The organism is Streptosporangium album (genome assembly GCF_014203795.1).
In the GTDB taxonomy this organism is placed as follows: domain Bacteria; phylum Actinomycetota; class Actinomycetes; order Streptosporangiales; family Streptosporangiaceae; genus Streptosporangium; species Streptosporangium album.
Genome location: NZ_JACHJU010000002.1, coordinates 445,387 through 469,358 on the forward strand (window position 1 = coordinate 445,387; position 23,972 = coordinate 469,358).

Consider the following 23,972-nt stretch of genomic DNA (forward strand, 5'->3'; position numbering starts at 1 on the left):
CCCGGCCGGAGGCTCAGCCCGCCCAGCGCTCTTCGCGAGCCCGGGCCGTTGCTGTAGCGCGAGCTTGACCGCGTCCCGGTAGAAGGCCAGATGGAGGGACTCGTCGGCCGCTCACCGCGCGGTGTCGCCGTCCAGCCATCGGCGCAGGACGCGGGGGAGTACGGGGCTGGCGGTGAAGGGGTTCAGCCCGACGGTGTCGGGCATGGATCGGGCCGGTGGGAGATCTGACATGTCACTCCAATCCGATTGACCTCGCCTCTGCGTGCGGCGCGGGGGGGACCAGCGGATGCGCGATGAACGTCTCCAGCGCGACGGCACTGCGCCCGTCGCCGAGCGCGGTGAGCGCCCAGCCGGCCTGCGCGGCCAGCAGCGCCGCCTGATACGTGCGGGCCATGCCCCACGCCACCTCGCGGCCGGCCGCGGGGTCGGGCTCACGCGATGTGACGTCCCACGCGGCGGCGCGGATGATCCGCGCGGCGGCCTCGACGCGGGGATGCGGGTGGGCGGCGAGCTGCGCCTCGACGTCGTCCCGGAACGCGGCGGCGACCTCGGGGTCGGCCAGCGCCCGCATGACGTCGAGGGCGAGGACGTTCGTCGTGCCCTCCCAGATGGACTGGACCTGCACGTCGCGCAGGACCCGAGGGATGCCGGTGTCCTCCAGGTAGCCCGCGCCGCCGAACGACTCCAGCAGCTCCGAGCACGTCCGCACGGCCTGGCGGGCGGTCGACAGCTTGGCGAGCGGCACGACGACACGGGCCAGCCGCTCGTCGCCGGAGCCCGACTCCCGCAGGCCGACGAGCTGGGCGGTGCGCAGCGCCATCTGCACCATGGCCTCGTACTCGGCCGCGATCTCGGCGAGCCAGCCGACGTGGACGGGCGAGTCCGCCAGCGGGGCGCCCCGCACCAGGCGCCTGCGGGCGTAGTCGCGGGCGAGCTGCAGGAGATGGCCCGTCGCGCCGGGTCCCGCCTGGGCCGCCTCCATGCGGGCGACGTGGAGCACGGTCGAGATCTTGGCTATGCCGCCGCCGATCCCGCCGACCGGGGTCGCCACCGTGCCGTCCAGGTCGAGTTCCGCGGTGGGCAGGCCGCGGGTGCCGTACTTGTCCTTCAGCCGGCGCACCCGCAGGCCGTTCCAGCCGCCGTCCGGTCGGCGCAGTTCCAGAGCGAACAGCGACAGGCCGCGGCTGCCCGGCCCGGCGCCCTCGGGCCGCGCCAGGGCGACGGCGATGTCGGCGGTGGTCGCGGAGGTGAACCACTTCGTGCCACGGAGCGCCCAGGTGCCGTCGCCCAGGGGCGTGGCGACGGTCCCCGAGCGCGACAGGTCCGAACCGCCCGCCTTCTCCGTCATCCACTGGCCGGAGGTCCAGCCGTTCACCCGTCTGGTCAGCAGGGGGACATACGCGGCGGCGAGGTCCGCGTCGTGCTCCCGCAGGCAGGTGACCGCGCCGTCGCTCATGCCGAGCGGGCAGAGCGCCGTGGCGCTCACGGCCTGCGCCATCTGGAACAGGACGGCCTGCACGACACGGCTGTGGTCGCCGTACGTCCTCTCGTGGGGGATGGCCACCGCGCCGAGCCCCTGCAGGATCGCCACCAGCTCCGTCCACGCGGGGTCGACCTCGATCCGGTCGACCCGGTTGCCCCACGCGTCGTACGGCACGTGCCGGGGAGGGGTGGCCTCGGCCCTGGCCGCCAGGGGCGCCATCTCGGTCACGCAGCGCTCCGCGGCGAGCTCCAGGTCCTCGGCCGCCTTCTGGAAGACGTCCGGGGGAAGGAGCCGCCGCACCGCCTGGCGCAGCACCCGGTCCGCGGTCCAGCGGTTGGCGAGCCGCGGCGCTTCCTGGACGAACGGGTCCACCTCGGACCGCTCAGCCGACATGGGCACTCACTCCTGTCAGGTTCAGCGCCAGCGTTGTCACGGCAGCGATCAGTGGTCCGTCGTCTCCCCGGGCGCGGTCCGGCGCAAGGGGGCCCACCAGGCATTCGGCCACGGCCCCGACCAGGGCCGCGCCCGTCAGTTCGGCGTCCTGGGCGGGGAACTCCCCGGCGGCCACGCCCTCGCGGACCAGGCCCGCGAACAGGTCGCGGTAGCGCCGCCGGTATTCCAGCCTGGCCGCGTCGACGGCGGGGTCCACCGGCTCGGCGATCAGCGCGTACGCGAGGCGGCGCCCGTCCAGTGCGCGACGGGCGAAGATCTCGATCACGCGCGCCAGGCGTTGTCCCGGACCGCCCTCCACGGCGGCCACGGAGGCCAGCACGTCGAGCTCGTGGCCGGAGGCGCGTTTGAAGACCTCGGTCAGCAGCGCCCCCTTCGAGGGGAAGTGCCGGTAGATGCCGCCGGCCGACAGGTCGGCCCGTTCGGCGACGGCCGACATGCTCGTGGCCTCGAAGCCGTGCTCCGCGGCCACGGCCAGAGCCGCCGAGACGACCCGCTCCCGCACCTCGGCGAGCCGCCGCTCGGTCTTCTCGGTACGCCGGTAGACCATACGAAGAAGTGAATCCCGATTTGCCGCTTGAGTCAAGCGGTCGCGGGTGGGCGGGACCGCCGCTCGCGGTGCGGCAGGTCAGCGGGTGGGGGTGAGGTCCCGCAGGGCCGCGGGCTGCTTCCCGGTGGTGATCTGCTCGGCGAGCATGCGTCCGGTGACCGGCCCGTGGGTGAATCCCCACATGCCGTGCCCGCCGGCGACGAACCTTCCGGGGGCGTCGGTGGCTCCGACGAGGGGGCGGCCGTCGGGGGTGACGGGGCGGGGGCCGACCCAGGTGTCGGTGCGCTCGTCCCAGGAGACGCCGGTGAGCAGCGACCTGGCGGACGCGATGATCGCGTCGACGCGCCTCTGGTGCAGGGGGGCGTCAGGGCCGCGGAACTCCATCGTCCCCGCGACGCGCAGCTTGCCCTGGTACGGCGTGCAGGCCACGCGCACGGCGGGCAGGTAGATCGGCCCGGGCACGGGTTCGTCGGTCGGCACGGTGAAGGAGTAACCGCGTCCGGCCCGCACCGGCACGCGGACGCCCCATGACCCGCCGAGCTGGTTCAGCCAGGCGCCGGTGGCCAGGACGACGGCGTCGGCCCTGACGGAGTCCCCCTCGCTCGACCGGACAGCGAGCTTGCCGGAGTCGGAGTGGACGTCGATCACCCGGAAGCCGGACAGGATCGTGGCGCCGCGGGTGACGACGGAGCGGGCCAGCGACTGCGTGAACTGCCCGGGGTCGACGTAGCGCTGCCCGTCCAGCCGGATCCCGGCCCTCGCGCGGGAGGAGAGCTGCGGCGCCTGCTTGCCGACGTCGTCGCCGTCGAACGCGGTGTATCGGATCTCCAGCCCGGACCGGTTGATGCGCTGGAGTTCGTGTAGAAGTCCCACGGCCTGCCGCGGGTTCTCGAACGCGGCCATGATCGGGGCCTCGACCGTGGGGGCCTCGACGCCGCTCGAGGTGAGCACGTCGAACGCCTCCAGGCACTCCTCGTTGAACGGGAGGTTGGCCTGTACGGCCCGGCCCCAGGACTTCCAGGTGCAGTTCGCGGCGAAACGGGTGAGGAAGGACCACAGTCCCACGTCGGGGGTGGCCGGCACGTGCAGCGGGGCGCTCGGGTCGAGCAGGGAGCGCAGGCCGTAACGCAGGATGCCGGGTTCGTTCAGTGGGATGGCCAGCCCCGGTGAGAGCCAGCCCGCATTGCCCCACGACGCACCCGCGGCCACCCCGTCACGGTCGACCACGGTGACGTCGACGCCACGTTCCTGCAGGAACCACGCGGTGGACAATCCCACCACGCCGGCGCCGATCACCACTGCCGTGCGCGGCCCACCATCGATACCCATGACCACTTCTCCGCTCTGACATCCTCTGCCTGCCGCGGGCGTCGCCCGCCTGACATGAGCATCGCCGCCGTGACACGAGAACGGTCTGTGCGCCTCGGACAAGCGTGGAGGGAGGTTTTGTCCGGCTCCGACAACCATCGGGTGATCAGGGCTGCCTGCCCTGGCCGGCAGCCAATGCGATGATCATCGCGAGCCGTTTCTCCGGCAGGTCGAGCTGCAGATCCGTGATCTCGGACATTTTCCGGAGCCGGTAGCGGACGGTGTTCGGATGGACGGCGAGGCGGCCGGCGGCGACGGCCAGATCGCCCTGCGCCTCCAGCCAGGCGCGCAACGTCGCGACGTACCGGGTGCCGTGATCCGCGTCGTGCCGGGTCAGCTCGGCGACCGGACCCTGGGCGGGGACACGCCCGGCGGAGGCGGCCGCCCGGAGACGCTGCAGCAGGATCTCGTCCCACGACTCGTCGTAGACGACCGGCAGGACGCCACCGGGCCGGGTCGCCCGCAGGGCGAGACTCTCGTCGGCCTCCTGCCTGCTCGCGGGCAGCTGGGTGGGCCCCGCCACCCCGCCGACGCCGGCGAACACGGTGACCCGCCGCGGCAGGACGTTGACGATCGCGGCGAGCCAGTCGCGGGCGGAGGCGGCGTCGTCGCCGCAGGGCAGCACGGTGTACAGGGTGTTGCCGAACAGCGCGCTGCGTCCCGGCCGTGACCAGCCGAAGCCCGTGGTCGCGCGTTCGAAGGCCAGCAGGATCGCGGCGTGCCTCTCCGCCGCGATGTGCGCCTGGAGCGCGATCACTCGGAACCGTTCCCGGGGCAGGCCGAGCCTGCTGATCACCGCGGGTGCGTCGGCGGTGCCCTCCAGCAGCTGGATGACGAGATCGGATTCCACCTGACGCTCCAGGTCCGCGCTGACCCGGGACCGCAGCAGATGCAGCGTGACCGCCCGCGCCCCGTCACTCAGGGCCATCCGGCGCTCGCCGGGAAGCGGGCGCTCGCACTCGACCCAGATGGATCCCAGCAGCTCGCGTCCGGCGCGCACGGCGACCACCATGCGGCCCCGGAGGCCGTGCGCAGGCGAGGGCTCGACGAACAGCGGCTCGTCGGAGGCCGCCAGGTGCGCGAAGACGCCCTTCCGTTCGAACAGCCGGCGCATGGTGTCCGGCACCCGCCTGCCCAGGATCGTTTCCAGCCGTGCCGGGTCGGCGGTCTGCTGCGAACCGGAGTAGGCCAGGACGCGTGACATCTGATCCTCGATCGTCACCGCGTAGCCGAGTTCGGCCGCGAGGGTGTCGGCGAAGGCGAACATATCGGTCGGCCCGCGCCCGGCCTCGGTCTCGCGGCCTTCGAGAACCAGGCCGTACACCACGCCGGAGAGCTGGCTCCAGGACACCTCCGGTTCCACGAGCAGCACGGCGATCCCGCCGTCACGGGCGTCCACCAGGGCGCTGTCGTCGAGTGGCGGGCTCCCGCGCACCAGCACCGCGGCGGCACGCGCCGCCCGCGCCAGCCGTACGGCGCCGGCCGCCGAATCCACGCCGACCGCCAGGAACACGTCACCGGTCGCCGGGCGGGTGTCGGTCGGATCGTGCACCACCACGCTGCGCAGCTCCACGTCCCGGGACGCCGGAGCGCAGCACAGCCGGGCCCCGTAGCCGCCGAGGATGTTCACCAGCCGGTCCAGTCTCAGCATCCGCCGTGGCCGCCTTCCCCGGAGTCCCCGACGATGTGGGGGAGGGCGCCGGTGGGGATCTGCTGCCGGCGCTCGTCCGGGGCCATCCGCTCCACACCCATAATTCTTCCTTTATCCCCCTGTCTGTCCGATTTACTGGCGGTCCACCAGGGTTTGTTGGCAGATCGTCAGTACGTCACCGGCGGTGTTCCACGGGTCAGGACACTCGGGACGGCGTGGCGGTCCAGGTGTCGCAGGCGGCGGGAGAGGCCGCGCGGTAGCCACGCTCGAACCAGCGGACCCGGTTGGCGCCGGTGCCGTGGGTGCGGTAGTCGGCGTCGTCGCCGCTGGCGCGGAGCGCGCCGGACAGCGCCTCCCAGTCCGGCCCGGTCCGTGGCAGAGAGCGTCGTACGCTGCCCAGGAACACGCCCGACAGGCAGTCCGCCTGAAGTTCGTAGCGGCGGCCGAGCTCAGCCTGGTGGGTGTGGTCGGAGTGGAAACGGGCCTCGTAGCCGTCTCTGATGCCGGTGAGGCTCTGCAGGTGGTGACCGTACTCGTGGGCCACCACCTTGAGGGGGTACAGGTCGGTCCGGCCCTCGATCCAGTTACCGGTGAGCGGGAACACCAGCGTGGCCCGTTCCGTGCAGTAGAAGGCCGCCGCGTTGGCGGGCCAACGTACTCCGCATACGCGCTGCTCGGGTTCTTCGTAGAAGCGGACCGTGGGCTTGCGGAACCTCAGTCCCGCGTGGGCGAAGTGGGCGGACCATGATCTGTTCAGGCATTCCACGGCCGCCGTCAGGTACTCGCGCGTCCGCGGCATGCCTCCGTCGATGAGCGGTGGCTCCGGGCACGAGATGGCCGCCAGCCTGCCGGTCTTCGACAACGGGCTCTTGGACGGAGCGGCCTGTGCGACCCCGTACGGCAGGACGGCGAGGCACACGGTCAGCAGGAGGACCCGTCGTGTGGAGGCGGCCAGGCGTCGGAGAGGTTGCCCGGGATCGGCGGCGGGCGGAAGGGAGCGCATGATCGGAGAGCATAGAACTCCTGACGGATCGAGCCGAGACGGCGCGTTCGTCGTCGGCGGTGAGCCCGATGCCCCAGACCCGATCGACAGGGCCGGCTTCGACCAGGACACGGGCGCGGGTGCAGAGCAGGAAGTCCTTCAGCTCCGGATGCCGGCCGAACTCGGCGAGGTTGCCACGCACCACGATCTCGTAACGGTGCTCATTCCACACGGCCTCGTCGAAGCCATGGACCTCGCGGCCGAGCCTCTTGGCCTCGCCGGGATGCTCGGCGGCGAGGATCCGCTCAGGTCGGACACCGTCATACGGTGCCATGTACGGCTACCGCCCGGCCAGTGAGTTATCGGCTGCGTTGGAACAGCGAGAATCCGGATCGTCATCGCGAGCTCGCTTGGGTCGGTTCCTCGTTGGACGGCTGACGAATCCAGGGCGCGGGAGGCGCTCGGATTTTCCAGCGAATGCGCAGGTGGAGGTTCTAGGAGTGCCGTTCGTGCGAGATGACCTCGACGAGTCTTCGGGTGCGTGGGTCGACCAGCAGTCGCACCGAGTCGCCTGGCCCCACATGGTGGTAGAAACGCCCGTCCACCTGGTATGACCGCACGGGTTTGGATTGCCCGTCGTCCACCGCGACGTAGTGATCCGTGCGTGAGCGGCGTCCCGTGGACGAAGTCGTTCTCACCTCATGAGTCCACAGCGAGACCACCTGACCCGTCACATCTGCCCGAGCGGGCATCCGGCGTACGCGCCGAAACTCGCGAACCGCACCGACCAGGGCGATGATCCCCGCCACCAGGAAGAGCCCGCCGACGGCCCGCGCCTGCCAGTAGCCGGTCCACTGCACCCCGGCACCGACGCCGATGCCGATGACCGCGCCGAGGGCGGAGGACCATGGCGAGGCCGGCGAGGGGCTCCGGTCGACCTCGACCTTGCGCCATCCGCCCAGCGACGACCACGTCTCAACCTCCCTGGACTCCCCGAGCGCCACCGCGACCGCGTCGGTGCGCTGGTCGCCGCCGGTCACCGCCTCGCTGTTCGCGTCGGCGAACGCCCTGCCCGCCGCAGTCACCCTGTGTCTCGGCACGCCGCGGCCTATCACCCAGGCTGCCCCGGCCAGCCCGACAATGCCGAAGAACTGCACGACGTTCCAGCTCACGAGATTCAACGTCAGGGTGCCGGGGACGAAGATGAGGACTGCCAGCAGTACCGGGACGGTCCTGGTGTGCCAGCGTCGCTCCGTCAGGCCGAGCTCGTCCGAGCGGCGCCGTACAAGAGGAGCGAACTCCGCCTGCAGGTGGTCAGGGTCCGGCACCACCGCCTCCAGCGGAGCCTCGTCCGTGCCTGCCATGCGGGCCGTGACCTGCTCCAGCACCCATCTCTCAAACGGCCACAGCAGTTCCTCGGGCTGCCGCGCTGAGATGGAGACGCGTGCCCGGTCCACGTCGAGCCATCCGCGTCCGGCCAGGTCCAGCAGAGCCGTCACATAAAGGCGCCGGGCGGGCAGGCCCTTGACCAGACCAAGCACGCTGGGGGGAACCGGACCGGACAAGACCTGCGGAGATTCTCTCCGGTCGCTCAGGAGGATCGCCAAGCCGTACGCGGTGAACCACACTGCCCAGGCGACCGCCACCCAGACAAGACCCATCCTGTCGTATTACCACGCCATATCCGAGGCGTCCATAAGCCCAGGAGAGATCCACGGCTCCATTTGAGCAGGGCCCTGGACACGGCGTCCTGGCCGAAATAAGGGAGGCCGGCTCCAGGACAAGGGTGGGATCAGATCCACGGACGGCCGGCCTCAGTGATCGGGCGATGGCGGACGGTCTACCGGATCAACTCGGCCGTAGCAGTTCGACGAGTTCCGGGGCGATGCCCGGGAATTTCCGGTCCGCGGTGAGCAGCGCGTCGGCCCCTACCTCACGGGCGGTCGCGATGATGAGGGCGTCCGGTACTCGAATCGTCAGGTCCGCGGCTCTGAGCAGGGCCGCGCTCTCAGTCGTCGTCTCGTCCACCTCGACGATCCGATCGATGACGGCGGCACGGAACGCCCCGAGCATCTTCTCGGCCGCGACACCCCTGCGGACCGCACCCACCCGCAGTTCGCTCCAGGTGATCACGGAGATGGTGAACGAGGCCGCCTTGTCCTCCCAGCGGCGAACGGCGTTACAGGCATGGTCGTGCAGCGCGTCGTCGGGATTGAGCAGGCCGGCGATGACGTTGGTGTCGAGCATCACGGTCGGCACCCGTCATCTCCAGCTCTCGCGACTCGCCTCGACGTCCACGGCCTCGGTGAAGCCCGGGATGGTGCCGATCACACCGTCGAGACGGCTGCGGTGTCGCCGGATGATGATCTGGCCGCCTTCTTCGGCGATGTCGACCGGGTCTCCCGCGTGAAGACCGAGCTTGCGCAGCACCGCCGCCGGCAGGGTCACCTGGTTCTTGCTGGAGATGCGCGCCGGCCCCGTACGCCTGGCACGTGTTCTCTTGCCGTGCTCCATAACCTTTACTTTAGCCATCACAAGTAAAGGCTAAACCGTGTCACGTGGAGTGTGTGAGTGGTTTCGGAAAGTTGCCGCCCGCCACTGGGATCAGCTGATTCGGAGATCCGGCCTCGTGACCGCGCGGCACGTACACATCGGAGATGTGACCGCTGCCCATGACTACGAGGACATGCATCACCTGGTCGACCGGCTTCCTCGGGCAGGGGTGCGGCGGCTGCGCGTGCTGGTGGAGTCTGATCCGGAGCTCGCCAGGTTCGTCGCGGCTCCGGGCTCCGAGACCGTGCGACGGGAGTTGTCGTTCATCGGCCTGGGAGCTTCCGGACGCGCTGATGTCTCCGAACGGCATGACGAGCTGCTCCGAGAGGGGTTAGATCGTCCTTCGTGACGGTTGTCCTGCTGGACACCGGCGTGGTGTACGCCGCGATCGATCGATCCGATGCCCATCACGAGGTATCGGTGCGTGCCCGATCTCTGGATCGAGTCAGCGGAGTGCAGACTAGCCGTCGATGCCTGGCAGTGAGTGCCGGAGTTCGACGTCGTTCATCTGGCTGGGATGGGGAAGGCCGGCGTCCAGGACAGGGGTGGGATCAGGTCCATGAACGCCGGCCTTTTGGAAGGTCCATGCTCGGCACGGGGAGCCGTGAGCGTGGACCAGCTCCGGGTTCAGGGGGATCGGGGGATGGTCCCGCCTGCCCGGAGGGTTGGGGGGATTAGGGCCGGTGGGGTAGGGCCGGCAGCTCGAACCAGACGCCGGTGGCGAGCTGGCCGGTGCCGCACAGCCGGGTCCGTTGGGCGCCGCAGCGCCCGTGGGTGAGTTCGGTGACGATGTGCAGGCCCCGCCCGCCGACTTCGAAGTCGTCAATGCGATCGGGGACAGGAAGAGGGCGGTTCAGGAGGTACTCGATCAGGGTGGCCCCGGCGCCGGCGTCGACCACTTCGGCCCTGACCGGCAGGCCGTGGTCGCGCAGGAGGCGTAGTTCGTAGGGGCCGGGGGCGTAGCGGGTGGCGTTGGTGGCCAACTCGGAGACCACGATCTCCAGCTCATCAAGCACGTCGGCGGTGAGAGGCGGGCCGGACAACTGGTGGCGGAGCAGTTCCCGGGCGCGACGGGCCGCGCCGGTGGGAGGCAGGCACCAGGCGGTTATCCGGAAGCGGCTGTGTAGTTTGCCATGCCCGCCGGGGTCCGGGACGGGAACGTGCTCGGTGAGCATCGTTGCTCCTAACGGGTGGGATGGGGCAGTTCTGCGATCAGGTCTGCAGATGCTTGGCGGGCTTGCTCAGGTTTCGCTCTGGTGAGAAAACGCGAGGTCGGTAGTGGTGCGAGGACCGGTGGCGGACATCGGACGTCTCCGGAGAGATGAACGGATAGAACGAGCGCTTATGTCTTTCCGTGACTTTCTGGCCACCTTCCGCTGCAACGCCTCGATGATGCAGCGCAAGTTACCCTCTAAGCAAGCTATTCCTAGAAGAAAGTCTTTCCTCTAGGAGAGATGGTGTTTCCTCAAGCTGCCCTGAGCACTACGCTCCCCACGAGGAAGGAGGTGGTCATGCCCGTCGAACCCACCCCACGACGTCGGCGTCTGGGTGCAGAGCTCAGACGCATCCGCGAGGCCCTCGGCTGGACCCAGGAGGAGGCGGCAAGCCACCTCGGATACCAGTCGCTATCGACGGTCAGCAAGATTGAGAACGGGCTGCAGGGGCTCAAGATCCAACAGCTTCCACACTTCTTCGAGGTCTTCGGCATCACCGATACCGCCCTGCGAGAAGAACTCCGCGACCTCGTGCGCCGGGCCGGTGAAGTCGACTGGTGGCAGCGCTACGAGGGTGTGGTCGACGACCCGCTCGGTGACTACCTCTCACAAGTGGAGAGCGCCAGCGGTCTGTTCGTCTTCAACCCTCTCGCCGTCCACGGCCTGCTCCAGACCCCCGAGTACGCCCGGGCAGTAACCGAAGGCAGCAGGGTCTGGAAGACACCCGAAGACATCGACCACTTCGTGGCGTTACGGCTGGAGCATCAGCGCACCATGCTGGAGCGCCACCCGGCCTTGAAGATCTGGACGGTGCTTCCCGAGGGCCTGCTGCGTCAGGAAGTCGGAGGGCGGGCCTGCATGCGCGCCCAGATCGAGCACCTGATGCACTTCGCTCGCACCAACCCCGCCGTCACGATCCAGGTTCTGCCGTTCTCCGCCGGAGCCCATGCGGGAATGGACGGCCCATTCATGATCATGTCTTTTCCCGCCGGTCGCGATCTCGTGTGCATCGAGTCCCTGCGCGCCTCCCTGCACCTGAACGAACCTGAGACCGTCGACCTTTACCGCACCACCAGTGACCTGCTGAAGTCCGATGCGCTGTCGCCGAAGGCGTCGCTGTCCCTCCTCACCACGATCGCCAAGGACCTCTCATGAACAAGAACATCCTCGACTCAGCCTGGATCGAGACCCAGCTCCGTGACGCTCGCTGGCAGACCAGTAGCCTCAGCAGCGGCGGCACCAACTGCGTCCAGGTCGCCTTCCTGGATCAGGGCATTGTGGCCCTCCGCGACTCCAAGAACCCCGAGAAGGCCCCGCACCTGTTCACCGACGCTGAGTACGACGCCTTCACCGGAGGCATCGAGCGCGGCGAACTCCGTCGTCCCTGAGCCTGCCAGTCATGGCGTGACAGGGATCGTCCCGGTCCCAGTTCGCAGCCACTTCACCGCCTGCGATCACATCCGGCAGGCGGGTCGCTTTTAATGTGTCCGGAGGACGCGGGGCACCTCAAAGGAGGCCGTGGACCCGCTGGATGAACGTGAACCACTCGCCTGGCCGGGTGCCGGTGTAACCGTTATGCTGCAGGGTCAACTCCAAGGTTCGTTTGAGCGGGTGCGGCGACTGCATGATGGCTTCGTTTCGCCGCGCCAGCCTGGTCATTTCCGCCGACGTCGGTGGCCGGTCACTCTTCTGTCTGTTGCACGGCGCGTGTGTGGGGGCCAGGTTCCATACCGCGTCCAGGTCTGGTGTCGTGCCTCGGTCTCCGGGGCCGAGAAGACGACTCATGAACGAGTAGGGGAAGACGTGGTCGACGGCGATATCGTCGACGCCCGGTGTGATGGGTTCCCCGCAGATCAGGCAGAGACCGTGCTGGAAGCCGATGACCGCGTCCGTGACGCCGGTGACCGATCGGCGCCGCTGTCTGTCGGTGATCCGCAGCGTGGCCATGTCCACGGCGACCCCTTCAAGGACCAGACTTCGGCCGATCCCGGTGGCGAAGGACGTCTCCACGATGCTCCAGCGAGCTGACAGTTCGCTCCGCAGGCTCGCGGACTGCTCCGACCGGGCGATGTCGCGGAGATGTTCGCTCAGCCGTACGACCCGCTCCCGGGAGCTTCCCGTCACCTCGTAGAAGCGGTGCGGCACCTCCACTCCTTCGCTACGCAGGTTGTGGAATTTCTTCATCACCATCCTGGGCATGGACTGGAGGGTGGCCGCCAGGAGTTCTTCGGTGGGGTGTCCGAGTTTCAGTGACTCCGTGGCCTCTCTTCCGGCCACCGAGAGGAAGTCCGACTCTCCGGTCTTCGCGTTCGAGGACACCTGCGGTGCCTGACCGAGATGGCGGACCAGCCCCATCGCGTACGGCACCGCCAGGTCCCGAAGAAGGATCTCCGACCGTCCTTCGGCGGCGTCCAGGAGCGCGACGCCGAGCGCGAACTTGTACGTGCGGGTGTTCGCCCCCATCAGTATGGCCAGGCGCCACGAGGACCGCGCGGTCGGCTCCAGACGGAAGAAACCCATGTCCATACGACCCCGCCGCCCTGGTGTTTATTTGCCGAAATACAGGCTATTTTCACCGTCGGTGCGTGGGAACCCGTACGACAGGGGAGTTTGGTGCCGAGGTAGTCTCTGGGGGCTTCGCAAGGAATCTGTGCGCGCGGAGGAGCGGCCGGACATGGGAAAACTCGTGCGGGACAGGATTCCGGAGATCATCCGCGAGGACGGCGGAGACCCGGTGGTGACCGTTCTCGGCGATGCCGACTATCGCAGGGCTCTGCTGGAGAAGTTGTTCGAGGAATCGACGGAGCTCGGCGAGGCCCCGGCGGCCGAGGTTGCGGAGGAGATCGCCGACGTGCTCGAAGTGCTGCGGGCCATCGCTCAGGTCCATGGGCACGAGTGGGCGGACATCGAGAAGATGGCGGAGGCCAAACGATCCGAGCGGGGAGCGTTCCTGGAACGGATCCACCTTGGATGAGGGGCCGTGTGACGATGCCGGATCGAGCAGAACTCACCGTCCCCAGCCGACGATCTTCCGGCTGCCGCCTCTTCCTTCACGGTCGGTCCGACCGGTGAGGTACCACCTGCCGATAGGCCGGACGCCTTAACCGCACGGCCTTGCCTTTCGGATCGGTGGTGCCCCACGGTCTGCGGAATTTCACCTCATGTGGGCCGGTGACAACCGGGGCTCCGGCAGGGCCGTCAGTGCCTGCGCTTCCTGCCGCGGCCGCTGGGGCGGCCCCGGGAGCCGGGCGCCGGGTGCGGCACGAGGCGCAGCCGGCTGCTCCGGGCCAGCATCGGCTCGTACACCAGCGCGCGCAGTTCCTCCAGGGCCGCTCGCGCGGGGTGCCCCGAGTCCAGCACCTCCGCGACGAACTCGGGCGCTTCCCTGCCCGCCGACTCGCTGAGCTGCTCCATGACGGCCTCGGGACCGCCCAGCTCCAGCAGGAGGACCAACCCCTCGGCCAATAGCAGTGCGTGCTCGTCGGCGGCGAGATCCTCGGGGCGCAGCTCTCCCGCCTCCAGGAGGGCGGTCAGGACGATGGGCCCCAGCACCGGATCATGCCGGAGCCCCGCCTGCATCGCCTGGCCGCGGGGGAGCGTCTCCACCAGGGTGGAGAGCATGGCGGAGGCACGGGTACGGAAGGGGCAGGCGCGTATGGCGTCCAGAAGCGGCTCGACGTCACCTCCGTGCGCCGCCAGCCAGCCTTCGAGCTCGACCGCAGCCGTCTCCCGGGTGTGGTGCTGGGCGAGCACGCCCAGCAGTTCGCCTGCCGTGGCGTCCACCAGCTCCCCGATCAGCGGGGCGTCCCGGCCGTCGGCGAGCATCCGCTCCCGTACGGCTCGCGTGCCCAGGGGCGTCAGCCGTACCAGCGGACCCGGCTCCGCCAGGCGTGGCAGGAGCCGGGCGCGTGCCTCGGGCGGCAGCGGCAGGTCGTCCTCGGTGAGCTCACCGAACTCACCGAACTCGCCGAGAACGCCGGGACGCAGGTCACTGGAGTACAGCTCGTCGGGCACGCCGTGGCTCGGCTCGATGGCACCGAGGCCGGAAAGGGCGTCGAACACCGCGAGCAGGTCCTTCTCGACCTGGCGGCGCCAGACGTCCTGACGGAAGCCGTCCTCCTCGGAGTCGAGCAGGAAGTACTCCTGGCAGGCCAGCCATACCGTCTCCTGCAGCCGGGCCACGGGGATCGGGATCGGCATGCTGTACATCGTGTTCAGCACGTCGGGCAGCAGCACGTCGAACGCCGTGGCGAGCATCGAGGAGCGGGTCCACCCGAAGGTGGGCGTGCAGATCGCGGCGCCCAGCTCGAAGGTCGCCTCGAACGCGCGCTGCCACAGCGCCTCCGGGTCACGCAGGACGGGGGCGGCCTTGGCCACCCGGACCAGGCGGCCCGTGCGCACCCGCACCAGGCCCGTCTTCTTCGCCCACGCCAGCAGGAGGTTCACCTGGGGCATCTCTGCGGAGCTGCGCACCCGCAGATCCTGTTCCCCGGTGCCCAGCAGCGCTGCCAGCTCGCGGGCGCCGGCCAGCCGCAGGTTTCCGGTCTTGGTGAGGGGCTGCCCGTTTGTCCCCACCCAGCCGGTCAGGGCGGCCAGCTGCCGTACGACCTCGCTCCGGGCGGCCTCGGCGGCGAGTTCGGCGGCGGGAGGGAGGGCGACGGGACGCTGGGTGAAGGCCCGCTCGTCGTTGGGCCCGGCACCGGTGAACTCGGCCTCGAGAAGCTTGTCGAGCACACCGGCGTCGAACCCTATCCGGCCCGTGTCGATGTCGCGCTGGAACCTGGCCACAGCCCTTTCGTCGTCGAGGAGGATGCCGTTGTCGAGGGCGATCTGCGCCCAGAACTTCCCGATGCCCTGCCGGGCCGGGTCGGCCAGCGCCGCCGGATACTCCGCCGCGGCCTCGGCCACGGCCGCCTCCAGCTCCGCCGGGGAGGCGCCCCGAGGGTCGCGCAGGCCGGACGCGGCGAGGTAACGCAGGAGCGTCAGCAGGCTTTCCGGTGCGGTGGCGAGGACATCCCGCTCGGCCGCGAGGTGCCGGGGAATCCATTCCAGAAGGAAACGCCGCACCTGCCGTGCGTCCCAGTGGGCCAGCCGCCCGTCGCGGCTGCGGTGCCGCGCGTCCAGGGCCGCCATCAGCATCGCCTCGTCGGCCCGCATGCCGTGCTCATCTGCCCAGGCGAGGCAGCGACGGACCAGCAGGTCCTTCGCCGACTCGAACTCCTCGGTCTCCTCCGGATCGAAATGCGTCCGCATCATGAACCCCCGTACTCATGTTGCCGCGACCGGGTCGAGTCGCTTTTCCCGATCGCTCTCGCTGTCCGTGTCATGTCCCGGCCTTCCCTTTCCTCCGGGAGGTATGTGCAGGTCGTCGGCCAGGAGGTTGTCGAGGACGAGTCCCTCCTCGACGCGCACGGGGTCCATCGTGCCATCATCGCCGACGGCGCGGGGTCCTATGAAGCCTGCCATCGTCGAGAAGGCAGGGAACCGCTGATTCGGCGTAGATTATCCGGATGATCAGTGCGTGGGCGGTGGAGGCGGTTGCACGGCTGGACGCGGAGAGGGAGCGGACGCCCGCCACGCCGCTGCGCCGGTTCCCGCTGCCCGACGGGTGGCAGGTGCGGCTGTGGCTGAAGGACGAGTCGACGCAGCCGACGGGCAGCCTCAAGCACCGGCTGGCGCGCGCCCTCTTCCGTCAGGCGATCGCCTCGGGCCGGATCGCTGAGGGCACCACCGTGGTGGAGGCCACCGGGGGTGCGATGGCGGTCGCCCAGGCCCATTTCGCCCGGCTGCTCGGTCTGCCGTACATCGCGGTCATGCCGGAGAAGTCCTCTGGGGAGGGCGTCGAACGGCTGGGCGGCACCTGCAGGCATGTCGACCCGCCCCTGGCCATCTACGGCGAGGCCGAGAAGCTGGCCGAGGAGGTCGGCGGTCACTACCTGGACCACTACGCCGCGGCCGCGGCTGTCGACTGGCACGGGGGAGACTTGGCGGAGGAGCTGTTCGGGCAGGTGGCGGAGTGCCCGCACTGGGTCGTGGTCGACCCGGAGAACTCCGCCTACTTCCCGGGCTGGGCCAGCGGCGCCGCCGACTACAGCACCGGCATGCCGTCCCGGATCGAGGGGATCGGCCGGCCGCGGATGGAGCCGGGGTTCGTCCCCGACCTCGTCGACCTGGTCGTCCCCGTGCCGGATGCCGCCAGCGTGGCCGCCGCCCGCCGGGTGCGCCAGGACACCGGACTGCCGGTCGGCGCCGCCACGGGCACGAACCTGTGGGGTGCGCTGGAGCTCATCACGCGGATGCGCGCCCAGCACGTCCGCGGCGACGTGGTGACCGTGATCGGCGACGCCGATCCGCGCCACCTGCGGACCTGCCATGACGACGCCTGGGCGGAGAGCAGAGGACTGGACTGGCGGCCGCACGCGACACGGCTGGAACGCCTGCTCGACCACGGGGAGCCCTGGTAGGGCAGGAGCACGGAGACGGACGCGCATGCGGGCTCACATCAACTATGCGTCACGCTGTCGGCGGCTGCCGAAGGCTGCGACGTCATCGTGGCAGGCGGATACCTGGTGATGGCTGCGGACTCTCAAAGCTCATTCTGAACCGAGTTCTTAGACGGCGAAGAGCTCGGTCGCGAGTTCGTCGAGAGTGGCGATGTCGTGGAGCGGGAGCACGGCTGCGACGGGTTCGAAGACGTCCATCGTGTGGTGCTGGGCGAGGCCCCGCGCCTGGCGGTGCAGGGCAAGGCCCAGCGCCTGACGGGGAAAGTCTTTGCCGACCGGCCAGTCGCAGGCGTCCAGGAACACCCGCAACAGCGCCTTGTCGCAGCGGAACGCGGCGCGGTGGAGCTGGCAGAGCTCATAGTGCCGATCGGTCACGATCGCATCGCCCCAGTCGATGATCCCCGTGAGCCGGCCGTTCTCGACGAAGGCGTGCCGGCCGGTCAGGTCACCGTGGACGAAGACGCGGTCGAACGGCTCGAGCCGGGCGAGGTAGTCGTCAACCTGCTCGACCAGATGAGGCGGCAGCGAACTTCGCTCGGCGGCTGCGGCCACGTTCGGGGGCGGCCAGCCGGCGTCGGTCACGATGCCCGAGGGGCGCAGCGCGTGCACGCGCCGTACCTGTCGTCCCAGGTCCGCGGCGACCGCGAGCCGTTGCTCGGCGGACAGCGCGGCGTTCTCCCAGGGGACCCCGGACATCCGCGTGGTGATCAGATAGGGCCACGGGCCGGGGGCGTCGTCGAACAGCCGTCCCTCGCCCAGCAGGCGGGGCGCGGCGATGTCCGGGGCGGTGGTGAGCAGGGTCTTCGCCGCGCGCGATCAGTGTCGCCCGTGCGAAAGCCGTGGTGCAAACCGGTGTCGGTCGGGCCCCGGCGCGCGGGCGGCGCCGGCGTCTGTGCTCGGCGATGCACGTGACGTCGGGCCAAGCGTGATCTGGAGGGGGCGAAAGCTAGCATGGAAGCATGGGCGCCGGTCCGGTGACGTTGTTCCTCTGCGGCGACGTCATGCTCGGCCGCGGCGTCGACCAGATCCTTCCGCACCCCGGTGACCCGGCGCTGCGGGAGAGGCATGTCCGGGACGCCCGGACCTACGTTGATCTGGCGGAGGCGGTGAACGGCAGGATTCCCCAACCGGTCGACCCCTCCTGGCCGTGGGGGGATGCCCTGCAGGCGCTGGAGGAGGCCGCGCCCGATGTCCGGGTGGTGAATCTGGAGACGAGCGTCACCCGGAGCGATGAGTTCGCCTCGGGGAAGGCCGTGCACTACCGGATGGATCCGGCCAACCTTCCCTGCCTGGCCGCCGTACGGCCCGACGTCTGCGTGCTGGCGAACAACCACGTCATGGACTTCGGCCGTCGAGGTCTGGAGGAGACGCTCGACGCCCTGGCCGGTGCGGGGCTGAGGGCGGTGGGGGCCGGCCGGGAGGCGAACGAGGCGCGGCGGCCGGCGATCGTCACCGTCGAGGGGGGCAGGCGGGTCCTGGTCTTCTCCTGTGGGACGCCGTCCAGTGGCATTCCGCCGGAATGGGCGGCGGCCCCGGACCGTGCCGGTGTCGATTTCGTCCCCGAGCTGTCGGACGCCGCGGCGTCCGAGGTGGCCGGCCGGGTGCGGCAGGTGAAGCGCCCCGGTGACGTCGTGGTCGTCTCCATTCATTGGGGGTCCAACTGGGGTTACGGCGTCTCCCGAGATCAGACGCGCTTCGCGCACCGCCTGGTCGATGGCGGTGCCGACGTCGTGCACGGGCACTCCTCGCACCATCCCCGGCCTGTCGAGGTGTACCGTGACGGGCTCATCCTGTATGGCTGCGGTGACTTCATCGACGACTACGAGGGCATCACCGGCTATGAGGAGTACCGGGACGATCTGCGGCTGCTGTACTTGGTGTCGGTGGAGCCGGAGCCGGGAAAGCCGGCCGGTCTGCGGATGGTGCCCATGCAGGCCCGTCAGATGCGTCTCCATCACGTCTCGAGCGGAGACTCCGAGTGGCTGCAGGCGGTTCTCGACCGGGTCAGCCGTGGTTTCGGGTCGCGATTCGACCGAGAGCCGGACGGCACGCTCGCACTCCGGCGGACGTGAGCGGGTGGGTGCGGAGAATCGGAGCGATCCCCTGCGACATGCGGGCGGGGCGCCTCTCACCTGATCGTGAGGGACGCCCCGCCCGCCCTGTCGTCCCCGGTGTCAGTCGTCGTGCTCGTCCACGCCCTTCTCGGGGACGTTGCTGGACCGTACGGCCTCGTAGGCCTTGTCCCGGGCCTTGGGCCGCGGGTCGTCGACGAGACCGGCGCACTGGCCGCTACCGGTGATCTGGTTGGACACCCCGGCGTCGGACGGCGCGGGCGTGTTGCCGCTGCAGGACAGCGCGCCGTGGATGCTGGTGCCCGCCATGACGAGGGCGTCGACGGTGGTGTTGCCGGCCAGCAGCGTCGCGCCCTTGATGTCCGAGCTGGCGATGATCAGCTGGCCGGTGGTGCCGGAGATGACGACCGCACCGCTGACCCGAGCCTTGAGCAGGTGCACCTCGGCGGCGGTGGACGCGGTGACCGCTCCGCTGATCGTGCCGCCGTTCACCACCAGGGACGCGCCGGAACCGACCGTCACCCCGCCGTTGACCTGGGCGTTGTTCAGGCAGGTGACGCCGGAGCGGACGGAGAGCGACCCGTTCTTCACGCCGGTGATCGTGGTGGTGCAGGCGGGCGGGGCCGCGAGGGTCGTGACCCTGAAGCTCTTGGCCGTGCCGTAGTTGCCGCTCGGGTCGATCGAGCGATACTCGACGGTGTGCCTGCCGCGGGGCAGCTTGCCGTACGTGAGGCTGTCGATGACGGTGCCGCTCTCGCTGAACGTCCACGGCAGGGCGGCGGAGGTCGGCCAGCCGAAGTAGTTGAACCAGCCGTCGCCGTCCACGCGGGATTCGTGCACGACGTACCCGTCCTGGTCGTCGCCGCCGGTGAGCTTCATGGTGAAGGGGCTGTTGTAGACATAGGCGTCGCCGGACTTGACCAGTGGCTCGGAGAGCTCGTAGCCGGTCGTGGGCAGCGTGTTGTCGACGGTCCAGGATCGCGTGTCGCCGCCGGAGGTGGCGGTGAGAGTGTGGCTGCCGGGGGCGAGCGTGAGCCCTCCCAGATCCAGGTCCTCGTCGCTCCCGTCAAGCCGCGCGCCGTCCAGCGCCCAGGTGACGGCGGGGATGCCGTCGTCGGGGTGGGTGGTCTCGGCGTAGACCACCTCGTCGCGGCCGACGGCGCGGCCGGTGGGTGTGGAGGAGAGCAGACCGGCGCCGACCGCGGCGGGGGTGGTGGTCACGGTCGTGTCCACCGTCCAGGTGCGGGTCGCGGTGAGAGCGCTGGAGCGGATGGCGGGGTCCCGCACGAAGTCGGTCGGGTCGACGACGGTCGCCTTCACCGTGTGCGTGCCGGACGGCAGGTTCAGCGTGCGGAGGTCGAGCGTGGTGCGGTCGCCCGGCAGTTCGGTGCCGTCGACGCTCCACGTGGTGGTCAGCGAGTGGCTGTTGGGGTGCAGCGGCTCGACCCAGAGCACCCGGTCGGCGCCGACCCGCGACGTCGTGGGCGTACTGTCCTGGATGAGGCCGACCTTGGCGGAGATCTTCTGGGTCATGACCTCACGGCTGACCTGGTCGTAGTAGTAGCCCAGCGTCCTCATGATGGAGTGCTTGCTCGGCCGCCAGACGCCGCTGCTGTAGTACAGGCCGCCCTCGTGGCGGCCGATGGTGCCGCCCGCCTCGCTCGGCTCTCCCAGCCAGCGCCACCACTTCTTCCGCTGGTCCTTTATCTGCTGCTCGGTCAGCAGGGTGTGGTGCGTGGAGCCGGGCTCGGATCCGGAGTAGGCGCCACCGTCCACGCCTCGCGTGTAGTAGGTGTACTCGTCCTGCAACCCGCCCAGCGAGTGGCCGATCTCGTGCGGCGCGATGAGGGCCGACATCGCGTTGTGGCCCGAGGAGGTGGCATAGGCGCCGCCCGCTCCGCCGTAGGTCCCGCTGTTGCCCAGGGCCAGGATCTGCCGGTTGCCGCTGCTGGTCCCCGTCACCAGGTTGGCGTACGAGGTGGCCGCCGAATTGCTCATGGTGATCAGCCGCTGGACGCTGGCGGGGTTGCAGCCGCCCCAGAAACCCATGCTCAGCGGGGTGTTCTTCTTCCCGGAGGCCAGATCGGGGTCACAGTCGATGCCGGACTCGCCGGAGACGATGTCCACCCGGTAGACGTTGAAGTAATTGCGGTAGGACTTGTACGGCTCGATCGACCACATCACGTTGAGCTGCTGATCGGCGTCGGCGGCGAACGTGGACTGTTCGCCCTCGGTGTAGCCGTCGCCCATGATGATCAAATTGAACCGCTTGGCAGGGTCTCCCGTGACCTGGAGCGGCACCACGGTGGCGCCGCCGACGGCGGCGCTGGCGGGTGCCATGGGAACGGTGAGCAAGGCGGCGGTCATCGAGACGGCCGCCAAGGCCGTGAGCGGCCTGGTGATACGCATGGCGGGGGGAACCTCCAGAGACCAATCGGGGAGTTCCTGCACTATCGTGCGTCGGCGCCCCGGGCGCACATCCCAAACAGGGATAACTCTGGCTTTATGGCTCCGTCGGGCGGGTGTGGCGGAAGTATCGCACTTCGCGTATCCCTCACGCATGGCACCCGGCTGGGCTGGGGAAATCGGGTTACCGGTCTGATGTGCCGTCCACCATGCGTGACCTCCGAAATGTCCTGTTAATCATGAAAAGGTATAGTCCTCATGTTATAGGCGTGAAGGGAGGGGCTGCCGTGCAGCTGGAGCTGCGTCACCTGCGTGTGATCTGCGCCATCGCCGACGCCGGGAGCCTCAGCAGGGCGGCCACCGCCGTCGGTGTGTCGCAGCCCGCGCTCACCGCCCAGCTTCAGCGGGTCGAGGGGGCGCTCGGCGGGCAGGTCTTCTGGCGCGGTCGCCTCGGCGTCACCCCCACCCCCTTCGGCCAGTTCGTGCTGACCCGGGCCAGGTCCATCCTGCTCACCGTGGACGAGCTGGTCACCGGCGTCAGCGCCTACGACGGCCAGTCGAACCTCGTCCGCATCGGCGGATACGTGACGCCCGTGCTGTCCGGTCTGCTCACCCGGCTCTTCGAGGTCCCCGGCGTGTCGATCACCGTGCACACCGAGTACTCCCCCCGGCTCCTCCTCGACCTGCTGGCCTCCCGCCGCCTCGACGCGGTCACCCTCGTCGACTACCCGGGAAACGAGCTACCCACCCTTCCCTCGGTCGGCATGCGCCTGGTGGCCACCGAGCCGGTCTTCGTTCTCATGAGCAGCCGGCACCGGCTCGCCGCCGAGGAGGAGGTCAATCTGGCCGACCTCGCCGACGACGACTGGGTGATCTCGCCACCCGACGGCGTCGGCTGGCCGGAATGCGTCTACTCCGCCTGCCAGGAGGCGGGCTTCACACCCCGGGTCCCGCACAGCATGAGCGAGCAGGCGGTGATCCGGCAGCTGGTCGCCGGCGGGCACGCGGTCTCACCCTGCCAGGCCACGGTGCAGGACGGTCCCGGGATCGTGGTGCGCCCGCTCGCCGGGAACCCTCTGTGGCTGCGGCACCTGGTGGCCTGGCGCCGCGACGGCCCGCTCGCCCAGCGCGCCCAGGAGCTGGCCGAGTTCGCGATGGAGGCGCACCGGGAGGCGATCGCCGAACGCCCCCACTACGTGGCCTGGACCGTCCGCAACGGAACCGCCGCGACCCTCGGCTGATCGCGCATGACGGCTTCGACGCTCTCGCCGGAAATTCGGGTGCGCGGAGCGTGCGCCTCTGCGAGGGTGCCTGACCGTGAGTACCAACGATGTCGTCATCCGGCGCGCGAACACCTCCGACGCCTCCGCCGTGGCCGAGGTGTGGCTGCGTTCCTACACGGCGGCGCTGCCGACGGTCCGCCGGGCGCACGCCGATGAGCAGGTGCGTGACTGGTTTCTGCACGTGGTCGTGCCGTCGCGGGAAACCTGGGTGGCGACCGTGGCGGGTTCCGTGGTCGGGGTGATGGTGCTCGACGGCGACCATCTGGACCAGCTCTACCTGGATCCGTCCTGGCGCGGCCGGACCATCGGCGACCGGTTCGTCGCGCTGGCCAAAGAACGCCGGCCGGGCGGGCTGGAGCTGTGGACGTTCCAGGTCAACGGGCCGGCGCAGCGGTTCTACGGACGGCACGGCTTCGTCGCGGTCGAGCGGACCGACGGGAGCGGCAACGAGGAGCGTGAGCCGGACGTCCGCTACGTGTGGCGGCCCGAACCCGGCGGGCTCAGGGACGACCGGCGAGGCTGAGCGGACGGACGACCTGTCACCCCGGACGTCCTCCGGACCGTCCGTCGTCGTGAGGGGGCCGGCGCATGATCGCCTGGGATGAGATCCGCGGGCTCATCGACCGCCAGGACGCCTCCGCCGTCGCGGCCGCCGTGGCGACCTGGCTGAACCGCCGCGACTTCACCTCCCGGTGGGGCGCGCCGTACGAGGACACCGACCGCATCGTGGCGGTCCTCGCGACCCGGCCGCCGGAGTGGCGGGCCGAACTGGCCAGGCGGCTCGTGCTGAGACTCCGGACGGGAGAGGACCGCGGCGTCGCACTGGCGCCGACCCTGCTGCGCGCGACCGGGATCGAGGCCCCGATCCACGACCCGCTGGTCGTCGGATGGCTGGAAACCGCCGGCAGGCTGCCGGCGCCGTCCGAAGATCCGCTGTTCGACCTCATGCTTCCCCGTATCTTCGACGCTCAGGGGGTGGGGCGGGCACTGCAGTGGGAGAGCGGCCCCACCGCACCGTGGCTGAAGGCTCTCTGCGACCTGGCCGCCGGGGACGCGGCGAAACGGCTGATTTTGCTGGAGGGGTGCGTCAGGCGAGCTGGTCCGGGCCGCCGCACCTTCCGGCTGGACCGGCGCCACGGTCCGCTGTGCCCAGGTCGGCCGGTTCTCCCTGATCACGGTGGACCGCGACGGGGTGGAGGCCGGTGTTCAGGGGCTGGCGGAGCCGTTCCATCGGCTCCGTGAGCTGTCCCATCGCGACGGCGAGGGTACCTGGTTCTCCTGCGAGCTGCGCCTCACCCCCGAGGCGGCGGACGCCATGGAGACCGAGACCGTCCTCGCCGTCGACCTGAACCTGGAAGCCGGCGAGATAGAGCGGCTGCGGACCGTTCTCGGCATGATCTTCCATGCCGGAGCGTCCGATCTGATGCCCTCGCTCATGGGGTTCTGATCCAGGCCGG

Annotated in this window: 24 protein-coding genes and 1 pseudogene; 10 read left to right on the top strand and 15 right to left on the bottom strand. The window is 69.9% G+C overall.

The annotated features are described in order from the left end of the window. Positions 1-232: 232 nt before the first annotated feature. The 9 genes and pseudogenes from FHR32_RS25715 to FHR32_RS25755 form a co-directional block, all read right to left on the bottom strand. A complete protein-coding gene (locus FHR32_RS25715) occupies positions 233-1,876 on the bottom strand; it encodes an acyl-CoA dehydrogenase family protein (RefSeq protein WP_184757068.1) in 1,644 nt (547 codons plus the stop codon). Continuing rightward, positions 1,866-2,483 (bottom strand): TetR/AcrR family transcriptional regulator, encoded by a 618-nt coding sequence (locus FHR32_RS25720; RefSeq protein ID WP_184757069.1) that lies wholly within the window; start codon positions 2,481-2,483, stop codon positions 1,866-1,868. Before FHR32_RS25720 ends, FHR32_RS25715 begins: the two co-directional genes overlap by 11 nt. 78 nt (positions 2,484-2,561) lie before the next feature. Further along, the gene (locus FHR32_RS25725; RefSeq protein WP_184757070.1) at positions 2,562-3,812 is read right to left on the bottom strand and encodes an NAD(P)/FAD-dependent oxidoreductase; all 1,251 of its coding nucleotides are present in this window, start codon (positions 3,810-3,812) and stop codon (positions 2,562-2,564) included. A gap of 145 nt (positions 3,813-3,957) precedes the next feature. Then, the gene (locus FHR32_RS25730) at positions 3,958-5,502 is read right to left on the bottom strand and encodes a PucR family transcriptional regulator (RefSeq protein WP_184757071.1); all 1,545 of its coding nucleotides are present in this window, start codon (positions 5,500-5,502) and stop codon (positions 3,958-3,960) included. 196 nt (positions 5,503-5,698) lie between these two features. Continuing rightward, positions 5,699-6,505 carry a neutral zinc metallopeptidase gene (locus FHR32_RS25735; protein WP_184757072.1) on the bottom strand — a complete coding sequence of 269 codons (807 nt, stop codon included), beginning with the start codon at positions 6,503-6,505 and terminating at the stop codon, positions 5,699-5,701. Between the two features lie 88 nt (positions 6,506-6,593). Continuing rightward, positions 6,594-6,818: pseudogene (locus FHR32_RS25740) on the bottom strand (NADAR domain-containing protein); the annotation flags it as partial. A gap of 160 nt (positions 6,819-6,978) precedes the next feature. Further along, positions 6,979-8,145: a DUF2207 domain-containing protein gene (locus FHR32_RS25745; RefSeq protein WP_184757073.1), complete on the bottom strand. Its 1,167-nt coding sequence runs from the start codon at positions 8,143-8,145 to the stop codon at positions 6,979-6,981. A gap of 187 nt (positions 8,146-8,332) precedes the next feature. Then, a complete protein-coding gene (locus tag FHR32_RS25750) occupies positions 8,333-8,743 on the bottom strand; it encodes a type II toxin-antitoxin system VapC family toxin (RefSeq protein ID WP_184757076.1) in 411 nt (136 codons plus the stop codon). Between the two features lie 3 nt (positions 8,744-8,746). After that, positions 8,747-8,998 carry an AbrB/MazE/SpoVT family DNA-binding domain-containing protein gene (locus FHR32_RS25755; protein WP_184757078.1) on the bottom strand — a complete coding sequence of 84 codons (252 nt, stop codon included), beginning with the start codon at positions 8,996-8,998 and terminating at the stop codon, positions 8,747-8,749. A 145-nt stretch (positions 8,999-9,143) separates the two neighbouring features. Between FHR32_RS25755 and FHR32_RS25760 the strand changes: the two genes are divergently transcribed. Further along, positions 9,144-9,386: a hypothetical protein gene (locus tag FHR32_RS25760; RefSeq protein ID WP_221466205.1), complete on the top strand. Its 243-nt coding sequence runs from the start codon at positions 9,144-9,146 to the stop codon at positions 9,384-9,386. Between the two features lie 325 nt (positions 9,387-9,711). Here FHR32_RS25760 and FHR32_RS25765 read toward each other — a convergent pair whose 3' ends face one another. Beyond that, positions 9,712-10,212: an ATP-binding protein gene (locus FHR32_RS25765; RefSeq protein WP_184757080.1), complete on the bottom strand. Its 501-nt coding sequence runs from the start codon at positions 10,210-10,212 to the stop codon at positions 9,712-9,714. Positions 10,213-10,548: 336 nt separating this feature from the next. Between FHR32_RS25765 and FHR32_RS25770 the strand changes: the two genes are divergently transcribed. After that, positions 10,549-11,406, top strand: a complete 858-nt coding sequence (locus FHR32_RS25770; protein ID WP_184757081.1) for a helix-turn-helix domain-containing protein — start codon at positions 10,549-10,551, stop codon at positions 11,404-11,406. Then, positions 11,403-11,639, top strand: coding sequence for a DUF397 domain-containing protein (locus tag FHR32_RS25775; RefSeq protein ID WP_184757083.1), 237 nt, complete (start codon positions 11,403-11,405; stop codon positions 11,637-11,639). Before FHR32_RS25770 ends, FHR32_RS25775 begins: the two co-directional genes overlap by 4 nt. Positions 11,640-11,757: 118 nt before the next feature. Here FHR32_RS25775 and FHR32_RS25780 read toward each other — a convergent pair whose 3' ends face one another. Beyond that, positions 11,758-12,771, bottom strand: a complete 1,014-nt coding sequence (locus FHR32_RS25780; RefSeq protein WP_221466206.1) for an HNH endonuclease family protein — start codon at positions 12,769-12,771, stop codon at positions 11,758-11,760. A gap of 154 nt (positions 12,772-12,925) precedes the next feature. On the opposite strand from FHR32_RS25780, the gene FHR32_RS25785 reads away from it, so the two are divergent. Beyond that, positions 12,926-13,225 (top strand): nucleoside triphosphate pyrophosphohydrolase, encoded by a 300-nt coding sequence (locus FHR32_RS25785; protein WP_184757087.1) that lies wholly within the window; start codon positions 12,926-12,928, stop codon positions 13,223-13,225. 224 nt (positions 13,226-13,449) lie between these two features. Here FHR32_RS25785 and FHR32_RS25790 read toward each other — a convergent pair whose 3' ends face one another. After that, positions 13,450-15,507, bottom strand: a complete 2,058-nt coding sequence (locus FHR32_RS25790) for a hypothetical protein (RefSeq protein ID WP_184757089.1) — start codon at positions 15,505-15,507, stop codon at positions 13,450-13,452. A gap of 12 nt (positions 15,508-15,519) precedes the next feature. Further along, positions 15,520-15,672: a hypothetical protein gene (locus tag FHR32_RS25795; protein ID WP_184757091.1), complete on the bottom strand. Its 153-nt coding sequence runs from the start codon at positions 15,670-15,672 to the stop codon at positions 15,520-15,522. A gap of 89 nt (positions 15,673-15,761) precedes the next feature. On the opposite strand from FHR32_RS25795, the gene FHR32_RS25800 reads away from it, so the two are divergent. Then, positions 15,762-16,715, top strand: a complete 954-nt coding sequence (locus tag FHR32_RS25800) for a pyridoxal-phosphate dependent enzyme (protein WP_184757093.1) — start codon at positions 15,762-15,764, stop codon at positions 16,713-16,715. A 147-nt stretch (positions 16,716-16,862) separates the two neighbouring features. Here the strand turns inward: FHR32_RS25800 and FHR32_RS25805 are convergent, their stop codons facing one another. Further along, positions 16,863-17,552 carry a phosphotransferase family protein gene (locus tag FHR32_RS25805; RefSeq protein WP_184757822.1) on the bottom strand — a complete coding sequence of 230 codons (690 nt, stop codon included), beginning with the start codon at positions 17,550-17,552 and terminating at the stop codon, positions 16,863-16,865. 161 nt (positions 17,553-17,713) lie between these two features. Between FHR32_RS25805 and FHR32_RS25810 the strand changes: the two genes are divergently transcribed. Further along, positions 17,714-18,826, top strand: coding sequence for a CapA family protein (locus FHR32_RS25810; protein ID WP_184757094.1), 1,113 nt, complete (start codon positions 17,714-17,716; stop codon positions 18,824-18,826). Positions 18,827-18,928: 102 nt separating this feature from the next. Here the strand turns inward: FHR32_RS25810 and FHR32_RS25815 are convergent, their stop codons facing one another. Next, a complete protein-coding gene (locus FHR32_RS25815) occupies positions 18,929-21,235 on the bottom strand; it encodes a M64 family metallopeptidase (protein ID WP_184757095.1) in 2,307 nt (768 codons plus the stop codon). Positions 21,236-21,519: 284 nt separating this feature from the next. Here FHR32_RS25815 and FHR32_RS25820 point away from each other — a divergent pair, with 284 nt between their 5' ends. The 4 genes from FHR32_RS25820 to FHR32_RS25835 all read left to right on the top strand — a co-directional run bounded on the left by FHR32_RS25820 (position 21,520) and on the right by FHR32_RS25835 (position 23,962). Continuing rightward, positions 21,520-22,473 (top strand): LysR family transcriptional regulator, encoded by a 954-nt coding sequence (locus FHR32_RS25820; RefSeq protein WP_184757096.1) that lies wholly within the window; start codon positions 21,520-21,522, stop codon positions 22,471-22,473. A gap of 76 nt (positions 22,474-22,549) precedes the next feature. Continuing rightward, positions 22,550-23,038 (top strand): GNAT family N-acetyltransferase, encoded by a 489-nt coding sequence (locus tag FHR32_RS25825; protein ID WP_184757098.1) that lies wholly within the window; start codon positions 22,550-22,552, stop codon positions 23,036-23,038. A gap of 65 nt (positions 23,039-23,103) precedes the next feature. Further along, the gene (locus FHR32_RS25830) at positions 23,104-23,757 is read left to right on the top strand and encodes a hypothetical protein (RefSeq protein WP_184757100.1); all 654 of its coding nucleotides are present in this window, start codon (positions 23,104-23,106) and stop codon (positions 23,755-23,757) included. Next, positions 23,708-23,962 (top strand): hypothetical protein, encoded by a 255-nt coding sequence (locus tag FHR32_RS25835; RefSeq protein ID WP_184757102.1) that lies wholly within the window; start codon positions 23,708-23,710, stop codon positions 23,960-23,962. The genes FHR32_RS25830 and FHR32_RS25835 overlap by 50 nt, the downstream gene beginning before the upstream one ends. The last annotated feature ends 10 nt before the right edge of the window (positions 23,963-23,972 follow it).

Bases quoted from the DNA above. Each gene is read 5' to 3' on its own strand.
- FHR32_RS25765 (WP_184757080.1), bottom strand. From the start codon at position 10,212: ATGCTCACCGAGCACGTTCCCGTCCCGGACCCCGGCGGGCATGGCAAA.
- FHR32_RS25715 (WP_184757068.1), bottom strand. From the start codon at position 1,876: ATGTCGGCTGAGCGGTCCGAGGTGGACCCGTTCGTCCAGGAAGCGCCG.
- FHR32_RS25815 (WP_184757095.1), bottom strand. From the start codon at position 21,235: ATGCGTATCACCAGGCCGCTCACGGCCTTGGCGGCCGTCTCGATGACC.
- FHR32_RS25725 (WP_184757070.1), bottom strand. From the start codon at position 3,812: ATGGGTATCGATGGTGGGCCGCGCACGGCAGTGGTGATCGGCGCCGGC.
- FHR32_RS25735 (WP_184757072.1), bottom strand. From the start codon at position 6,505: ATGCGCTCCCTTCCGCCCGCCGCCGATCCCGGGCAACCTCTCCGACGC.
- FHR32_RS25810 (WP_184757094.1), top strand. From the start codon at position 17,714: ATGGGCGCCGGTCCGGTGACGTTGTTCCTCTGCGGCGACGTCATGCTC.
- FHR32_RS25745 (WP_184757073.1), bottom strand. From the start codon at position 8,145: ATGGGTCTTGTCTGGGTGGCGGTCGCCTGGGCAGTGTGGTTCACCGCG.
- FHR32_RS25830 (WP_184757100.1), top strand. From the start codon at position 23,104: ATGATCGCCTGGGATGAGATCCGCGGGCTCATCGACCGCCAGGACGCC.
- FHR32_RS25720 (WP_184757069.1), bottom strand. From the start codon at position 2,483: ATGGTCTACCGGCGTACCGAGAAGACCGAGCGGCGGCTCGCCGAGGTG.
- FHR32_RS25800 (WP_184757093.1), top strand. From the start codon at position 15,762: ATGATCAGTGCGTGGGCGGTGGAGGCGGTTGCACGGCTGGACGCGGAG.
- FHR32_RS25795 (WP_184757091.1), bottom strand. From the start codon at position 15,672: ATGGACCCCGTGCGCGTCGAGGAGGGACTCGTCCTCGACAACCTCCTG.
- FHR32_RS25790 (WP_184757089.1), bottom strand. From the start codon at position 15,507: ATGATGCGGACGCATTTCGATCCGGAGGAGACCGAGGAGTTCGAGTCG.
- FHR32_RS25775 (WP_184757083.1), top strand. From the start codon at position 11,403: ATGAACAAGAACATCCTCGACTCAGCCTGGATCGAGACCCAGCTCCGT.
- FHR32_RS25730 (WP_184757071.1), bottom strand. From the start codon at position 5,502: ATGCTGAGACTGGACCGGCTGGTGAACATCCTCGGCGGCTACGGGGCC.
- FHR32_RS25780 (WP_221466206.1), bottom strand. From the start codon at position 12,771: ATGGGTTTCTTCCGTCTGGAGCCGACCGCGCGGTCCTCGTGGCGCCTG.
- FHR32_RS25785 (WP_184757087.1), top strand. From the start codon at position 12,926: ATGGGAAAACTCGTGCGGGACAGGATTCCGGAGATCATCCGCGAGGAC.
- FHR32_RS25755 (WP_184757078.1), bottom strand. From the start codon at position 8,998: ATGGAGCACGGCAAGAGAACACGTGCCAGGCGTACGGGGCCGGCGCGC.
- FHR32_RS25770 (WP_184757081.1), top strand. From the start codon at position 10,549: ATGCCCGTCGAACCCACCCCACGACGTCGGCGTCTGGGTGCAGAGCTC.